General features: G+C 40.5%; 11 protein-coding genes. 10 read left to right on the top strand and 1 reads right to left on the bottom strand.

What is annotated here, in order from left to right:
- The first annotated feature begins 221 nt into the window (after positions 1-221).
- The 10 genes from AAFN85_RS19070 to AAFN85_RS19025 all read left to right on the top strand — a co-directional run bounded on the left by AAFN85_RS19070 (position 222) and on the right by AAFN85_RS19025 (position 13808).
- Positions 222-779 carry a BfmA/BtgA family mobilization protein gene (locus AAFN85_RS19070; protein WP_347529200.1) on the top strand — a complete coding sequence of 186 codons (558 nt, stop codon included), beginning with the start codon at positions 222-224 and terminating at the stop codon, positions 777-779.
- Positions 780-819: 40 nt separating this feature from the next.
- The gene (locus AAFN85_RS19065; RefSeq protein ID WP_347529199.1) at positions 820-1794 is read left to right on the top strand and encodes a DUF5712 family protein; all 975 of its coding nucleotides are present in this window, start codon (positions 820-822) and stop codon (positions 1792-1794) included.
- 925 nt (positions 1795-2719) lie between these two features.
- Entirely contained in the window at positions 2720-2911 is a 192-nt protein-coding gene (locus AAFN85_RS19060) for a class I lanthipeptide (protein ID WP_109609869.1), read from the top strand.
- Between the two features lie 186 nt (positions 2912-3097).
- Positions 3098-6376, top strand: coding sequence for a lantibiotic dehydratase (locus tag AAFN85_RS19055; protein WP_347529198.1), 3279 nt, complete (start codon positions 3098-3100; stop codon positions 6374-6376).
- Positions 6377-6390: 14 nt separating this feature from the next.
- The gene (locus tag AAFN85_RS19050; RefSeq protein ID WP_347529197.1) at positions 6391-8646 is read left to right on the top strand and encodes a peptidase domain-containing ABC transporter; all 2256 of its coding nucleotides are present in this window, start codon (positions 6391-6393) and stop codon (positions 8644-8646) included.
- 9 nt (positions 8647-8655) lie between these two features.
- Entirely contained in the window at positions 8656-9123 is a 468-nt protein-coding gene (locus AAFN85_RS19045) for a hypothetical protein (RefSeq protein ID WP_347529196.1), read from the top strand.
- Positions 9120-10316, top strand: coding sequence for a lanthionine synthetase LanC family protein (locus AAFN85_RS19040; RefSeq protein WP_347529195.1), 1197 nt, complete (start codon positions 9120-9122; stop codon positions 10314-10316). Before AAFN85_RS19045 ends, AAFN85_RS19040 begins: the two co-directional genes overlap by 4 nt.
- Position 10317: 1 nt before the next feature.
- Positions 10318-11385, top strand: a complete 1068-nt coding sequence (locus AAFN85_RS19035) for a hypothetical protein (protein ID WP_347529194.1) — start codon at positions 10318-10320, stop codon at positions 11383-11385.
- A gap of 627 nt (positions 11386-12012) precedes the next feature.
- A complete protein-coding gene (locus tag AAFN85_RS19030; protein WP_347529193.1) occupies positions 12013-13080 on the top strand; it encodes a histidine kinase in 1068 nt (355 codons plus the stop codon).
- Positions 13077-13808, top strand: a complete 732-nt coding sequence (locus AAFN85_RS19025) for a LytTR family transcriptional regulator DNA-binding domain-containing protein (protein WP_347529192.1) — start codon at positions 13077-13079, stop codon at positions 13806-13808. Before AAFN85_RS19030 ends, AAFN85_RS19025 begins: the two co-directional genes overlap by 4 nt.
- Here AAFN85_RS19025 and AAFN85_RS19020 read toward each other — a convergent pair.
- The gene (locus tag AAFN85_RS19020; protein WP_347529191.1) at positions 13805-16801 is read right to left on the bottom strand and encodes a thiopeptide-type bacteriocin biosynthesis protein; all 2997 of its coding nucleotides are present in this window, start codon (positions 16799-16801) and stop codon (positions 13805-13807) included. The genes AAFN85_RS19025 and AAFN85_RS19020 overlap by 4 nt on opposite strands.
- Positions 16802-16958 lie beyond the last annotated feature (157 nt).

The raw sequence follows: 16958 nt of genomic DNA, 5'->3' as shown, positions 1-16958 counted from the left end.
GAAGCGGTGGTCGCTTCGCGAAAGCGGAGGGAGCAAGCGGAAGTTGGGCAGAGCCCTACTTTGCTTGCCCTACGCTTCGCTACGGGGGTTTTACGTATCCTCCGGGGATACTTTAGGGCGTTTGTGCCTATAAAATAAAAGAAAATAGGATACCCTGCGGTATCCTGCATATAGAAATAAAGACATAGTTGCATAGACAGCTATTTGACCGGTTTGAGAATATGAGCATAGAAGACATTAATGTGAGATCAGTGAGATACCCGGTTGCGGTAGATCAGAAGTTTGAAAAGATCGCCCTTAAACTGGGCAGGACGAAGCGGCAGGTGTTTATTCAGATGGTCGATTACTTTTATAAAAGCAAGAAAGATCCCCTGGACCTGAATGATGAGTTGTTAAAGAATGCGCTGATGAAAAATCATCAGCAGTATATTGGTTTTATCCGAAACCAGGAAAATATGCTGCTCATTCCAATCAAAACGGAAATGGACAGGATGATTGTATCACAGGTCAAGATCATCGAGAGTTTCAATACGCAGGTCCTCAAGGCAAATACGGACTTGCTGAATAATCAGCATGTTTTGGCGCAGAAGTTAACCGGCATAGATGCGCTAATGGAAACGATTTCGAAAAGCCAAAAGAGCAAGGAGCATCTGAAAAAACAGTTCCTGTTCATCCTTGACGCTTATATCAGATCGAGAGAGGCTTTCGGGATGATGACATCGGGCCGGGAAAAAGATGAGTTGATCGCTGTTACCAGATCGCAGGTCGGTTTGCTTTAATCATGTATTTATTATTCGCCTTTAGGGGATAGGGGGTATTATGTTTATCAATATCACGGACAGTAAAGAAGCGGCAAACAAGGGCAGCAGTGCGGGGCTGGTAAATTACCTGGAAAAAGAAAACCGGATCGACTATAAGCCGGAACCAGAATACTGGTTCAACGGACACAAGATCAGGATCGAGCCTTATGAGGTCATGCGCAGTATCGATAATAATGTTGCCAAGCTGGGAAAAGACGATGCTAAATTTTTCCTGGTTAATATCAGTCCAAGCCAGAAGGAGATCAGGTTTCTGAAAGAACAGTATGGTGAGGACGGAGCTAAAGAACAAATGAAAGGCTTTGCGGTCAGAGTGATGGATGCCTATGCAAAAAACTTCAACCGGGATGGTGTGAATAATAATGAAGACCTGTTATGGTTCGCCAAACTGGAAAACTACCGTTACTACAATTATAACGACCCGGAAGTAAAACAAGGCCAGAAACAACGGGGCGAACGTAAAGAAGGCGAGCAGATGCATGTGCAGGTTATTGTGAGCCGTAAGGATATAACCAATAAGATCAAGCTTAGCCCGATGAATACTTCGAGGGGAAAGAATGCGGAACATTCCAAAAAGATGGGACAGTTTGACCGGGTAGCGTTCAAACAGAGCGGGGAATCTCTTTTCGACAGCCTTTTTGAATTTGACAGGCAGCTTAAAGATACGATGGCATACGCTAATGTTCAGAAGAATGGCGAGCTATCGCAACGGGAACAGCTGGGTGTGTTGGCTGAAGGCGCTTCGCAGAATTATGAAAGCAGGTCGGTGGCTAATGAACTGGCACAGGGTGTAGCAGATGGTCTTTTTGCAACGTCGGCGAGTATGCTTTCGGCAGCTGGTAAGACAATGGCAAGCTTCCTGGAAGTGATGCTGGAACCGATGTATACGGGAGGTGCTAACATTGTTCCGGAAAGCGAGATAGAGGAAAAGAAAAGACGAAAGAAAAAATCCCAGCGTCACCAGATCTCACGATGAAACAATCTACTATTACAAACAAATATTTTTTTATAAATGATATGGCCATGCGGCTGCGGCAGGCGGCTCCACTACACGACGCGCTCCGGGTTCCATTACGCTGCCAGCCTCGCCGCCGCACGTGGAGGAGTGTATTCGTTCCTTATAGGCACCTGCCTTTCCCGCCCGCGGATTATCGGTTAGTCACAGCACCGCGGTCACAAAATTAGCTACGCATGAAAACCGTCAAGGGCGAGTAAACCGGCTATTGCCGGCCCTTGACAGTTTTCCTGCTAACAGCTCCGGTTTAACCGGTGATATGACTGAGCGTGTGTTGGACATTGAGAATGTCGTCGATCCTGTTGCCGCAGTGGTATTATAAGCTTTTGAGCAGAAAAGAACAACCAGAGGTCTTCCTGATCCATAGTTTCCCAAACGATATTAGCGTCAAAGCATTCATCAAAATCGTTCAATATTGTGGATGATTAATAGGTCATCTATTACTTAAAGCATTAAACAGCTACATATCTTCGATATCATCCCAGCACCCCAAGCAGGATTGCAGCTCCCTTCCATAATACAACCATATGCTTCCCTCAGCTTCCCTGGTGGATGATAGGTTAAATGAGTATTAGAAATAACGTTTGTTCTTAAAGATTAGTCTCGCCAATAATCAGATTGGTGTAATAAACTGTACTATTCTGGCCGCTTGAACTACTTTTATTAAAGCAGCCAATTGCATTTCATAACATCATGACTTCTATTTCCCAGGGCGCTAACAGCCCGCTTTTTTTGCCGTCGGATGCCCGCTTTTGTGCGCAATAAAACATGAAAAGAATGATCGCTCAATCTTAAATATCAATTTATAGATCAAGATTTTGTTGTACAGCAAAGGCGTAACCCGAAAAGCCTATAGAGTAAGGACAAACTTTTAAAACTACAAAAAATGAAAAATGAAAAACCTATGGAGATCAATCCATTACAACTTGACAAAGAAACCATTGCTAAACTAGATGAAATGCAATTGCAGGAAATCGCTGGTGGCGTTGGCGTTGAAAGCGTGGGCGTTGTTTCCTGCGGTGGCGTGGGAAACTCATGCGCTGCCGGAACCAGCTGCCAACGCGGTGGTTCTTGCTAATTACACTTTTTTAATATGTCCGGGATGGTCCTCATTGGATTATCCCGGCATATTATTTCTTAGCTTGATCGGCGGGCGGTTTACTGTGCGATTGACTATTAAAAATCTGAAAATACACTCGGTAGCAACTATTCAACATAACCTGTGTTTCGGGTTTTACCTGTAACGCGAACTACCCTGGTATTCATGATGACAATCAACAACCGTCGCCTGATAAAAGATGCGCGGAAATATTTTTTGAAAAATTCAGTGACCGGTTCCGGGGTTTTCATTTATCGCTATACCATGAATCAAAGCTATAATTTCTATCTATTGAGAACCCCTTGCTTCTCAATGAACAAATTAAGAATTTTAAATGAAACAATAGATAATGCCCATATCCTTAATGATTTTGATTGTCTGAAATCTTTTTTTTCTGACGATCTGTTTGTTGAAGCTATCTATCTGGCATCAAAAGACCTTTATGATATACTAAATCAGTGGCTTGATGGTCATCTTGATGATGCCAGGAAAGTTTTCAGCCTGATGCTAACTCTGCATAAATATTACGTCAGAATGTGCACCAGGCCTGTACCTTATGGTACGTTTGCATTAATTAGCAATGGGGTAATTGATGGGAACCCCACAAATATCGATTATTCTTCTCGAAAAATTATAAGGAGATCAAGAGTCGACAACGGGATCACCGGTAAGATTATAGCCGGCCTTAACTCCATACCTGCTGTAAAAAGGCACGTACTGTTTTATCCTAATGATACCATATTAGCCATTGACGGGAAATACCGATATAATGAGTTCAAATATAAGGGTAACCGCAGAGAATATTCATTATCTGCCCTGAGCATAAACAGCTATATTGAAGTGATCTATCAAGCAGCAAAGAAAGGAAAAACCTTTGATGACCTTGGTGCTGTTCTACAGTCTTTAAATCCTAGACTGGATTGGAAAGACATTGCAGTTTTTTTGGATGGATTGATAAAGAACCAGTTTCTGATAAGTGAAATCGATATAAAACCGACCCTTAACAGTCAGATTGATTATCTGATTGAAAGGCTGTCCTCTGTAAGTGAAATAGCCGAGACTATTTCAGTTTTAAAAAGGATACAGATTGAGTTGATTAACAACCAAGGGATACCCACTTATAAAAATGTAGAGCATTTGCTCCAAAAAATCGGCTGGGATCTAAAAGGCGCAATAATTCAGACCGACAGCTACGTTAGTGTTCCAAACACATTGAATTCTTCCCTTTGTGACGAAATAGTAAAAACCGCGGAAGAGTTATCGCAAGTGGCGCCATTGTATAGCATGCCTGCCCTGGAAGAATTTAAAAAGGACTTCATTCATAAATATGAGAACCAGGAAATCCCTTTACTCGAATTAATGGATCCGGAGATCGGTATCGGTTATGGACTGGCCAAAAGCGGATTGATTGAAGATCTGCCACTATTAAATAAACTCCAGGTTCCTGTTCTCAAAAACACTGCTAAAGGCACTTCTGATGCAATGGATTCGTTTGCAGACATGAAAATAAAGCAATATTATAGGTCAGGAGCCTACGAACTTGAAATAACATCTGATGAAATAGAAATTCTAAAAAAGCAATATCGGAATCAAAGCCGCGCTACATCATCGATAATAATAGGGAACCTGATTGGTGCTTCTGCTGAGGCGGTTGACCGGGGAGAATACCAATTTTTGGCGAAAAGGATTAATACTCCTCATGTAACTAAAATCTTCGGCAGATTTGCTGTGGAGGATGCCGTATTGACAGCCAATCTTAGAAAATGCGCAGCAGATGAACAGGCTGCAAATCCTGATCTGTTAATGGCGGAACTCATCCATGTACCTGATGACAGGTTGGGGAATATTATTCAAAGACCAATAATTAGAGAAATGGAGATACCCATACTATCCCCATCGTCTTTACCTGAAGAGGGACGGATCGCGCTCACCGATCTTGTCGTGAAAATCAAAAACAACAGAATTATATTGAGGTCTCTAAGCCGGGATAAAGAAATTTTTCCACATATATCAAACTCGCTGAATGCAACCAATACGCTTGCTGTTTATAAATTCTTGCAAGCATTGCAATATCAGGATCTTCAGTCGGGATTTGACTGGGAATGGCGCATCTACGAAAATGAGCCGTTTCTACCAAGAATAAAGTACAAGAAATTTATTGTGAGCAGGGCCCAATGGTTTTTAGGTAAGCTTGGTACCACGGAATTAAAGCAAAAGGACTCAGACCCTGCTTCAGTCATCAATAGGTTGAGAATCTCTCATAACCTCCCACGTTTTGTTGTACTTCAGAATTTCGATAATGAACTGATTCTGGATCTTGACACATCTTTCGGTATCCGACACCTTTATGACAGTGTTAAGCTTCAGGATACCAAAATTCTGGAATACATCGGTAATCAGGAAGACTGCATCATCAGCGATAAAAATGAAAAGTATTTTAGTGAGTTGTTGATCCCTGTAAAAGGACAACAACTACAATACAGCAATCCGTCTGGTTTCCGCAAAACCGGGTTTCCCCAGCATTCCGTCGGACTGCAAAAAAATTACCCGCCAGGTAGTGACTGGATTTATTTTAAAATATACATGGGGAATTCTACAGCGGACAGATTACTGGTAAGATCAATTAACCCGATAATCGAAAACCTGATAACTGAAGGACTGATCGAAAAATGGTTTTTTATTCGATATCACGATCCATACCCGCATATACGGCTAAGGTTTTTTAATGCTCAAAATATGAGTTTTTGGCACGCAGTTGTTGACGCAATCAACAATGGTATCAGGGTATTAACGGAAAATAGGGTAATCAATAATTACACGCTGGAGACTTATAAACCGGAATACGAGCGGTATGGCACAGAAACGATGCCTTTAGCGGAAAGCTATTTTTTCAGGGACAGCGAAACAGCACTTCAGGTGATCGCAACCGTCGACCGATTCAGATCTGAAGAATTGCGGTGGATCGCCTGCATCTATAGCGTCGATCAATTACTGACAGATTTTGGCTATTCAACAATTACAAAAGTGAAACTCTTAGAGTCGCTTTACAATAGCTTTTTTGAAGAGTTCAACCACGCTAAAACATCCAAAGAAACGAAACTGGAAATGTCCCTGAACGATAAATACAGGATCAACAGACGACTCATCGGAGAGGTCTTTGACGATCTGGCTAGCAGTGACGGCATAGCCGAACTTAAACTGATTTTTCTTAACCGAAGTAATACCACCGCAATGGTGATTGGAGAATTGAAAAATGCCATTTCATCCTCTGAAAACTATACTCAACTCCTTGATAGTCTTGTTAGCAGTTTTATACATATGTCGTTAAACCGCATACTATTAGCCAGGCAAAGAAACCAGGAATTAGTGATCTATCATCATTTATTTAAGTATTACAAAACAGCTTCTATACTACATAACGAACAGGTACGGATGCCTGCATAATTTAATTTTTGTTAATGCGTATGGGAAAGTTCAAATTTTACAAGCAGTTCGATAACATGGATTGCGGCCCTACATGTTTAAGAATGATCTTAGGTTATTATGGCCGGTCTTATCCGATCGATCATCTGCGGGCTTTATGTGGAATGAATAAAACGGGGGTTACTTTCTTCGGTCTTCGATCAGCGGCCATGAAGCTGGGTCTTAAAGCGGAGGGTTTTCGTGCGACGACTGATATACTTTTCAATTTAAGTTCTCCCTCGATCATCCATTGGAACGAACGACATTTCGTTGTATTGTACAGGATCAAGCGCAAAACGGATGATGTGAAGAAATGGAAGTTTATGGTCGCAGATCCAGGACATGGCTTACTATCTCTTGATTACGAAGAATTTATCAACTCCTGGATTGGCAACAAGATGTCAGGATTTATGCTGGTTCTAACGCCCGAAACAGATCCGAAGATCGGTGGATTTGAGAACAATAAGCTGAATATCGGGGCTGCAATAAAGAACTACCTGGGACCTTACAGGAAACATTTCTTCCACGTCCTGTTAAGTATGCTTCTCGGAAACGCGTTGATCCTGGCGTTACCATTATTGACTCAGAAGCTTGTTGATATTGGTATTTCCGGTCAGAATATCAATATTATAACATTGATATTGATTTGCCAACTCTTCATATTTATTGGAACGGCGTTATTTGATATCATCAGGAACTGGCTTGTATTGCATATCAATATCCGGGTTAGCCTAACGGTAATTTCTGATTACCTTAATAAGTTAATGCGCCTGCCCATGATGTTTTTTGACACCAAAAATATAGGTGACGTAACCCAGAGGATTAATGATCATAGTAAGGTCGAAGCATTTCTAACCGGCTCTGCACTCAGTACTTTTTTTTCCCTGACCAACCTGGTCATTTTCGCCATCATGCTCTGTCTGTATAGTGTCAAACTATTGATCATTTTTTTATTGGGCTGTACACTATCTGTGCTTTGGATCGTATATTTTTTAAATAAGCGCAAAGAATATGACTACATCAGGTTTCAATTCCTCCGTGAAAATCAAAATGCTGTATACGAAATCGTCGAAGGCATTCATGAAATAAAAACAAACACCTGGGAACAGGGAAAAACCAGTAACTGGGAGAACATTCAAGGGAAGCTGTTTTTGATCACTTCGAAGATTCTCGCCCTCGAACAGATCCAGGAAATAGGGTCTAACACACTGAACCAGCTTAAAAATTTCTCGCTGTCTTATATAGCGGCCATTGCCGTCGTCAAGGGCCATCTGACCATTGGTGAAATGTTAAGCGTTTCGTTTATCATCGGTCAAATGAATAACCCCTTAAGTCAGCTGATCAACTTTTTTAAGAGTATACAGGATGCAAAAATTTCGTTTGAACGGCTAAATGAGATACAGTATCTGGACGACGAGTATACCCTTACACAAAAACATTCAGCGCGGATGACTCAAACCGGAGATATTTCCCTGAATATTCCCGATATAACCGAACCCGGCATCACCATCAGCGGTGTTGGTTTTCGTTATGGGCTCGACAGTCTTCCAGAAGTCATAAAAGGTTTTAATTTGTTGATTCCAAAGGGAAAAACAACAGCCATAGTGGGCTCCAGTGGAAGCGGAAAAACTACTTTGTTAAAACTTCTGCTTAAGTTCTATGAACCATCTTCCGGATCGATCACGATTGACGGACAGGACCTGATTACCATTGACCCATCTAAATGGCGGAGTAAATGCGGCACGGTTATGCAAGATGGCTATATCTTTTCTGACACGATCTCCAGGAATATAGTTCTGACTGCGGATCCATCCGAGATCGATCTTCAGAAATTAAATCATGCGATCAAAGTCTCAAACCTTGAAGAATTCATTAGCAGGCTTCCCCTTGGCCTGCAGAGCATTATAGGTAACGCGGGGATGGGTATAAGTGGCGGACAAAAACAGCGTTTGCTGATCGCGAGGGCTGTATATAAAGACCCTGAATATCTTTTCTTCGACGAAGCAACCAGTGCGTTGGATGCCAACAACGAGTCAATTATCATGGATAATTTCAGAGGAGTGTTCCACGGTAAAACCGTGGTTATCATTGCTCACCGCTTAAGTACCATTAAGAATGCGGATCAGATTGTCGTGGTTGAGAACGGGGAAATCATGGAAAAAGGGAATCATTATGATTTATTGGAAAAAAGGGGGAGATATTACGACCTGATTAAAAACCAGCTTGAAAACGATGTCTTATTAAATCAATAATCATTTACTATGCCTGAAGTACTTATATTCGATAAAGTCAACAACCTTAAACCTAATTTCATTGTCAGATGGGGGCTTTTCACGATGATAATTATCGTCTTGATTGCGATGCTTATCGCCTGGAATTTTGATTGCGTGTTTCAATTGGCAGGTGAATGTCAATTGAAAAACAACACTCAACAAGGATCAATTATTGAATGCATGGTAGATAGTAAAACTTTAAATCCTTTTGGATTTGAGATGATGCATCGCAAGGTAAGTTTCACCGAAGACAAAATCATGTCACAAAAGTATTCAGGAAAAATCATTGGAGCAAAACAAAATTTATTACTGGTTAAGATGGACTCCATTGACAATAATACCACAGGTATTCTGAACTGCTCACTCTTCCGGGATGGAAAAAAAAAGATAATTCAGATCTCCATAGATGACTTAAATCTATTTCAGATCCTATCCCTTAAAGCAAAAAGCAAATGACAGATAAAAGCTTTCAAAAAGAACATATGTTCAAAACGATCTCTAAAATCGCTCTTTCTCTGAACTCAAATTTGGCGCTTTTTAATAACAATATGTCGCTAGACTCGGGGAGGACAGGTGCAGCTCTTTTTCATTTCTATTATGGACTGTTCCTTGAAGACAGTCAATATTTGGATTCGGCAAGGGAAATATTCACTGCAGGCATGGCTGCATTTGATATAAAACAGTTCGTTAAAGTATATTCGTCGGATTCTCTTGATAACCACCTGGCGGGTATCGGTCGTTTCGTAGAGTTCTGCAACAAGCATAAACTCTTGGAAATAAATGTCAATTCCTACCTTGAGCAATTAGATAATGCGCTTGCCGGACTCATGCGCAGCAAAATCACTATAGGGGACTTCGATTATAACAGTGGGGCAGTAGCGTCAGGATATTATTTCCTAAGCAGGTTATCCTCAAACGACAAAGTGAAGGTAAATCTCTCTGAGCTGGTTCATGGTATTGCTGATAAGGCCATTCAGGATGACGAGGGACACTGGTATTGGGAAAGCCCGACGTTATACCGAAATACCTATTTCGGGATTTCACATGGTTCAGCGATGATCATTTCAATTGTGGGAAGTCTGGCTGAAAAGGGGATTGAAACAGCTTTGTGCCTGGAAATACTGGAAAAGTCAGTTCCTTTTGTGCTGAAACACAAAAGACAAGTAAAATACGGGCATTTTCCGATAAGTAATGGCGATGAATCATTCGACGAAAAACCATTCTGCATATGTTATGGCGACCTTAGTGTTGCGTTATCATTGGTGAAAGCACGGCGATTCATAAAAAATGATGACTTGGATGATATAATTCATAAAATCCTTAAAGAATCCTATGAACGAAAACCTGGTATTTACCCGAGGGATGCAAGTATAACTTATGGCGCAGCAGGCCTGGCAGAGATGTTCAACGCGCTTTTTGATTTAACAGATGATCAGGAATGCCGTAAAGCTGCCGGGTATTGGTATCAGGAAATTCCGCGATTTGCGAGTTACGAAAATGATTTTGCTGGCTTCTATAGCATGACTACCAAGGAAAAAGATTTTTGGAACCTTTCATTCGGCTGGGGAGTTGCAGGTATTGGCATCACTTTAATGAGATATTTAAAGCCGGAGCTTCCGGCATTCAACGAACTATTAATGATCGCGTAATATGAACATTCATCAACTCTTAGATCAATTATCGGAAAATTTTAAATCATTTCCGCCATCTTCTACTAAATCCACCATGCTTTATGATAGCGTTAAATTACAACGCATTCTTTTAGGTAAGGAAGCAGCCGGAGTCTTTAGTGATAAAGAACATGTGAACAAATTGGACACGATCAGCGGCAAATTTGGAAGCCTGACATCTGTTATGCATAAAAATCCGGAGGAAGGGTACGCCGAATACAAATTATTTGAACAAGCCGACCTACACCAATTAGAAGAATACGATTATTTATATGTAAAACAATGGGTTTTATCGGTTGAAGCATTATATTACTATAAAATAAAGGATTTTAAAAGGGCATTTAATCTCACTCTGGAGTGTATTTCACTTTGCGATATGATGATCAGCATGGGCATGACCACCCTCGTTTTAAGACTGATTGAGCAAAATAAGAACCTTGCCAGGATATATCTTGCGGGAGGAAATTTGCAAAAAAGTTGGAAGTTCGAATTTGAGATCCTGAATTACCTTTTCAACGGCGAGCAAACCATGCTATTCGGAATGACGATCCGGGAACCGCGAATTTGGACTTCTATTGAATATATCCGTGAAGGGTATGCTTACGAATATGTCAGAGGACTTATCCACTCTATAGTTAATTCAAAGCAAAATGAAAATGATAAAGCAGCAATGTTTTACGAAATTTTCAACGACCTGACATTTGTTGTGAATACCCCGGACCGAAAGATCATCAGGGACTGGCTGAACTTGTTTGCGTCATATTATGCAGAAGACTACCTAGCTTTTCTGACGGAACTTACTGAGTTGTTGCAAGCAGAAACAACTCTCATTTATGATATCCTGAAGATATTAGCACTTATTCAGGTTAAAACCATCATTGAAAAATCCAACTACCTGCTTTCAGAAGAATTATACAGCGAGATCAATCATTACAGTGAAACGGCTATTACAGCTTATGATTACCTCAAGCCCTTGATCTACAAACCGGAAAAGACAGCAAAATCTCATGGGAATCAGTCAGGGATCCTTTTTCCCGAAAGTGCGTAACATTTGCAGTTACCTTGCCTTTAATTAAATGTATCTTCAGATCCGTATGTCTTTCGGAATACATCGTTTACAGGAAATCACCGAAGAAACATCTTCGGTCACTTAATGGTTGTGAATGTCCGGTCGCAACTCATGGCCCCGGATATCCGCAGCTGCATGCTAACTCTTAAGAATGCCTAATATGCAGTGGCGGAAACTCGCTTTGTAATTTGCAATAGTTTTGTAATAATGTATTGTTACATCTATTGCCATACTCCGTTGAGAAGACAAATTTCTTAATCTCAACGGAGTAAATACTATCGTTTTTTACAGATCATCCTGGCAGACTACCAAATCTTTCAAATCCGCCCGCTTTCCGATCCAACATAACACATTATTTAATAACTACTTATACCTTCCAAAATGTGTGACCGCTATTGTTGTGACAGTGATAGGGTCAGTCTCATGCTGGCCCGCGCCGGAAAAATTGGTTTGATATTGTGCAATAACCTTGATCTTTAAGTTTTTCAATTTTTTTGTTTTCATAATTTGATTTGCTTAGCTTTCAAGTTTATTTTATTAGAGTTAAATGAAAAATAATATTACACCTACTCTGATATAATAGATACCAAAACCGATAAACAATTAATGAAAGCAATACCAGCTAAAACAATCAGAAATCATCTCATTTGCTGGGTGTTATTTATAACATATGAAGTTCTTGTAAGCTATTCATTCAGTAAAAAGCTGTCTAATTTTTTTGATTATTCGGGTCATTATCTGATTAATATTCTGCTATTTTATTTCAATACATATGTTATACTCACCAGGGATTCAAGAAGATCGACAAAGGGCAAACTATTGATAACCATCATCTATGTTTTGCTGGAAATCGGCGGCTACATCATTGTTAAATACCTGCTTTATGAGCTCTTACTTTATTTTCAGATCTATAAAAACAGGCAAGGGCTGTTTGGATATTTTTTCATTGCGGAAAGCATATGGCGGGCCATATATTTTATCGGTTTGAGCACCGGTTACTGGTATTTCATGTCGGCCCTGAAACAGCGTGCGGAAATATCTAAGTTGATCGAACAACGACTCCTGGAGAAAATTGAATTTGAGGAATTGGAAAGAAAGCTGGTGGAAACCGAGAACAGTTTTCTTAAAGCGCAGATCAACCCCCACTTCTTTTTCAACGTACTTGGCTTTATACATAATCAGGTCAAAAAACATTCTGGTCAGGCTGCAGAAACGGTAGTTTTATTAGCTGATATCATGAGATATGCGTTGAAGAAGCCCGAAGAAGACGGTAAAACACCTATTGAGAAAGAAATCGAACATATTGAAAATTACATTGAGATAAATCGCTTACGCTTCGACCACAAAATCAATATCGAATTTGTTCATCAGGGAGAACTTTCCGGTGTTAAAATAATCCCGCTGCTACTAATCACTATAGTAGAGAATGTTTTTAAATACGGAGATCTTGCAGACCCGAAATTTCCAGCGATGATCACTCTTAGCTCAGAAGACGGAAATATTCTTTTCCGGGTCAGTAATAAAAAGAATTATGCAAAATATCAATTTTCCCATGGTATAGGAATGGATAACGTGAGGAAAAGACTATCTCAAAGTTATCCCGACACTTTTGAGCTGAATGTTGACGACAATGCCCGGGAATATACCTTAACCTTATCTATCAAATCCCAATGATTAATTGTATTATTATAGATGATGAAGCCTACTCCATCGAGACCTTAACAGATTATATAGACAAAACTGCTGGTTTTAATTTGATCGGGGCATTTACCAATCCGATACAGGGCGTAAACGAAATCGCGAAAGGGTTGAATCCGGATCTGATCTATCTTGATATCGATATGCCGAAACTTACAGGCTTTGAACTTGCTGGGCTGCTACCTAAGGGGTTGCCCATCATTTATATTACTGCATTCTCAGAATATGCGCTACCTGCCTTCGAGACGAATGTTTACGATTTCTTGCTAAAGCCGGTATCCTACCAGAAATTTTTAAGATCGGCCATGAAGATCAAAGAACGCATAAAGCCGATCGCCCATAAACAGCTCGCTAAACCCGATTACTTTTTTATCAACCCTGGAACAAAAGGAAAGATGATAAAATTATCATTCAGCGAAATCGTGTATGTCGAAGGCCTAAAGAATTACATTATTATCCATTCCGGACTAAAAAAACATACAACCTATCTCACAATGGCCGAAATCGAATCTGCATTGCTGGATGGACCCTTTCTCAGGATACACAAATCTTATATTGTTAACCTAAATAAGATACAGTCAATTGATGGAAATATGGTGGCCGTTAAAGATGCTGTTTCTCTTCCTGTCGGGGCGAATTATAAAGCCAGTCTAATGCAGGTTATCAATGAACATGCTATTATCTCCAAGAGAAAGGACAATTAACTTTTGTTTCTTGACAACATCATCGTATAATATTTTTCCAGCAAATAATAAATTACAAACTCCTGCCGGCGTTGTTCTTCCATGAATAATCGGTTTAAATGCATGTGGATAATATCCGTGAACAAGGATAGTCTCATCTGTGAACTCTCCCCGGAAAGACTGACATTCAATGATCTTATCTGATTGAGCAAAAGGCCGAACTCTAATTTGTTCAACAGTTTCGTCTCTCCGGCCCCTTCGAGGGCGTCACTTATCAGCCCCTTACATTTTCGGAATTTCTGATTTAAAAGAACACGATGTGTTTTGTCAATAAATTCTTCCGAAAATCGGCAGACGATACCATGGGTGATTTTTTGCCGCTGCGGTAGGTCTGGTGATAAGATCAGCAATATATGATGCACCATCAACAGTACGGTTCCCAAACTAAAGTTGTCGATCCGGCCACTACGATAATGCCGCGCGAATTTCATTGCGCAACGACTACTTGATTGAAATATATTTTCCACGATCGGATAATGGTCAATTCCATACCGTTCCAACTCCGGGCTATAGGTATCGAGCTGTATTAAAGACAAAGCCCCGGATTGGTACAACTTATTAAAAATAGCATTAAAAATGAGTATGGCTCTCCCCAAATGCTTCCGGTCTAAGCGTATCCGGATCCTCAAATGTGGCATAGGGTCATAATAACGGATAAAAAACCATTGATTGAGCAATTCTGACCTGGAAAGTTTTCGAATCAAATCGTATAGTGGCTTTTCAATAATCTTTGTCAGCGTAACTGGTGCCCCGTATAATTTGTAGTATAACCATTCATCTCCCGGGATATGGCCTCTTCCGATCCTTTTCGGATAACCTGTTGGGGGAGCGGGGACAGAACTGTAAACATTATCCCGATTAATGATACAAGCGACCATCTCGTTGGCCAATGACCTACCGTTCATATCCTTGATCATGGTAGATTCAGGCAAAATAGCCTCCTTTAATGTCAAAGATGTTTTATTCTTGATCATACTGATAAAAAGAGCAGTAGCCCCCACCCATTTTTGATCAAAAAAAATTTCGTTATCCTGATCTGATATTGTAAAGCGGGTGGCCAGATTGATTTGGGACCAGAGTTGTTTACATGCTATTTCAGGTTCGGGGCTATAAAAAATCAAATTCAGTTCGGAATGCCCGATAACCCAGGTTGCCCTGCTGATAATGCAAAATTTATAGACAAGACGTGGATAAAAACTAAGGCCAGGGAACAACTTTAAAAAGCTGAATGAAAAGTCACTTTTAACCGATTGGTACTGAAGGTCGCATAAAAACCGGAATATCGATAGATCATGCCTGTTGTAATTAAATGCGCTGCTGAATCTTGGTATTATTACTTTATTGAGCTTTCTGGACCGTAATATGATTTTATCGTCCACTACACTAATATACAGGTCATCTAAACCAATGTTTCTATGTGACTCAACCGAAGGCGCTAACAGGATCGAGATCTCATGTTCATATGTTTTATTTCTGGTGACCACATTGGCCGCTTTTCCGTCTATCATAGCGGAAACCTCTGCGAAGACCACCTGATCGTTTATCTTTTGCTCTTGACTGACTATCTCATTTGTATAGGCCTCCAGATCCTTATTGAACACAGCGAATCTTGCCGGCAAAGCGGCCCCGGAAACACCGCCAACCTTCTCCATAACAACAAACTCCCCTTTTAGCTGGAAAAGCACAGAAAAACTTGGTGGGAACAAGGAATTGGGAAGAGGCAGCATGTCGAGATCGTTATCGTTAAGGGTAATAGATTCATACAGCTGCGCCTGCTGTAATTTCTTCACCAGGAGCTGATGTAGCGGTCCGAAGGTCGGATTACCCTCCTGATAAACTGGTTCATGATGAAGATCTTCCAATAAGATATTGTCTGAGATTTTAGCAGCCAGGTCAGCATAGCCAATGCCCAACGCTGGATCAAGAGCATTTGCCAAAGAAACGACCTGCTTATCAAAACGAGCTAAAAAATCTTTTTTGAATTTTTTTAACGCCGGCGGCTGATCATTAGATGAAAGTCTATCAAGGCACATTAACCCCTCCATGATTTTTGCCTGGTACTCTTCCGGGAGGCAATTATTAAAAGTTGCAGTGGAATTTACATAGAATTTATTGAGCGGATGCCGAGGGCGAAAATTCCGCCCAATCTCCAATATCTTCATCAGCGGAATATTTCCCTGCTTATATGGCCGGCTAAATAAATCGATAATTTCCATTCGCTGGCTATCCGACATCCCGGATCTGTCAAGTAGTGTAAATAATTTCAAAAAATAGGGCTCGCCAACATGGCGCGGTACTAATCCTTGATAAAATAAATCGCCGTTGATCGCCTGTTTAATAAAATAGGCTGCTTCATTGCTGTCGACACCCTGATCGACGCAATATTGAACCAACTGCTGCTTCGTCCTTTCTTCCCGGCCATATATCAATATTTTCGAAAGAAAAGAATTCCGCTCAAGTGAATTCAATTGAAATCGGTTTCCATTAATATCCTTTATAAAATTGATGTAACGATAGCCATTCGATACTCTGTAAATGGTGTTGTTTGCTAGATAAGTCTGAAGGTCGTGAACACGCGTTGCCTCATCCCTATATATATTTAATAATAATGGGAAGTCGGGGTAAATGTAAGCACTACGACTTAGAGTCTGAACAGATGCGCCATGGTTTTTCCCCCAGCTTATGATGCCCGTCGAGGCGAAAAGCCCGAAAGGTGTGGCACGGAAACATAAACGATTATAATACTTCTTTAAACTTGTTCTTACCTTTTCCGGAAGATCATCGTAAACAAAATCCCGTTGGTGAAGTTCGCTGTGCAACGTTTCGCTCGCAAAAAAAATAGCGTGTTGAAATCTCCGTTCTTTGATGATCACGCGCAAATCGTCGTAATTGAAATCGTCAAAGGACTCGTTGGCCGTTCTGACGAAGATCTGCTGATGAAAACTTAAATTCATTTCTTTAGCTGAGAAATAGCACTTGGTTTAGGGAAAAATAACGGAAATGTTGATAGCTACATGAAGGCTTTTTTTTTTAACATTTCATGATATAGCTGGTATCGAAGTCCGGAACTGGGACGCCCTATCATAAGAGATTAATCATATTCGGAACAAT

Source organism: Mucilaginibacter sp. CAU 1740, assembly GCF_039839285.1.
GTDB lineage: Bacteria > Bacteroidota > Bacteroidia > Sphingobacteriales > Sphingobacteriaceae > Mucilaginibacter.
The sequence above is the reverse complement of the archived record's forward strand: the minus strand, read 5'-3'. Positions and strand labels throughout refer to the sequence as shown.

Bases quoted from the DNA above. Each gene is read 5' to 3' on its own strand.
- AAFN85_RS19020 (WP_347529191.1), bottom strand. From the start codon at position 16,801: ATGAATTTAAGTTTTCATCAGCAGATCTTCGTCAGAACGGCCAACGAG.
- AAFN85_RS19040 (WP_347529195.1), top strand. From the start codon at position 9,120: ATGACAGATAAAAGCTTTCAAAAAGAACATATGTTCAAAACGATCTCT.
- AAFN85_RS19045 (WP_347529196.1), top strand. From the start codon at position 8,656: ATGCCTGAAGTACTTATATTCGATAAAGTCAACAACCTTAAACCTAAT.
- AAFN85_RS19035 (WP_347529194.1), top strand. From the start codon at position 10,318: ATGAACATTCATCAACTCTTAGATCAATTATCGGAAAATTTTAAATCA.
- AAFN85_RS19055 (WP_347529198.1), top strand. From the start codon at position 3,098: ATGATGACAATCAACAACCGTCGCCTGATAAAAGATGCGCGGAAATAT.
- AAFN85_RS19060 (WP_109609869.1), top strand. From the start codon at position 2,720: ATGAAAAATGAAAAACCTATGGAGATCAATCCATTACAACTTGACAAA.
- AAFN85_RS19070 (WP_347529200.1), top strand. From the start codon at position 222: ATGAGCATAGAAGACATTAATGTGAGATCAGTGAGATACCCGGTTGCG.
- AAFN85_RS19030 (WP_347529193.1), top strand. From the start codon at position 12,013: ATGAAAGCAATACCAGCTAAAACAATCAGAAATCATCTCATTTGCTGG.
- AAFN85_RS19025 (WP_347529192.1), top strand. From the start codon at position 13,077: ATGATTAATTGTATTATTATAGATGATGAAGCCTACTCCATCGAGACC.
- AAFN85_RS19050 (WP_347529197.1), top strand. From the start codon at position 6,391: ATGCGTATGGGAAAGTTCAAATTTTACAAGCAGTTCGATAACATGGAT.
- AAFN85_RS19065 (WP_347529199.1), top strand. From the start codon at position 820: ATGTTTATCAATATCACGGACAGTAAAGAAGCGGCAAACAAGGGCAGC.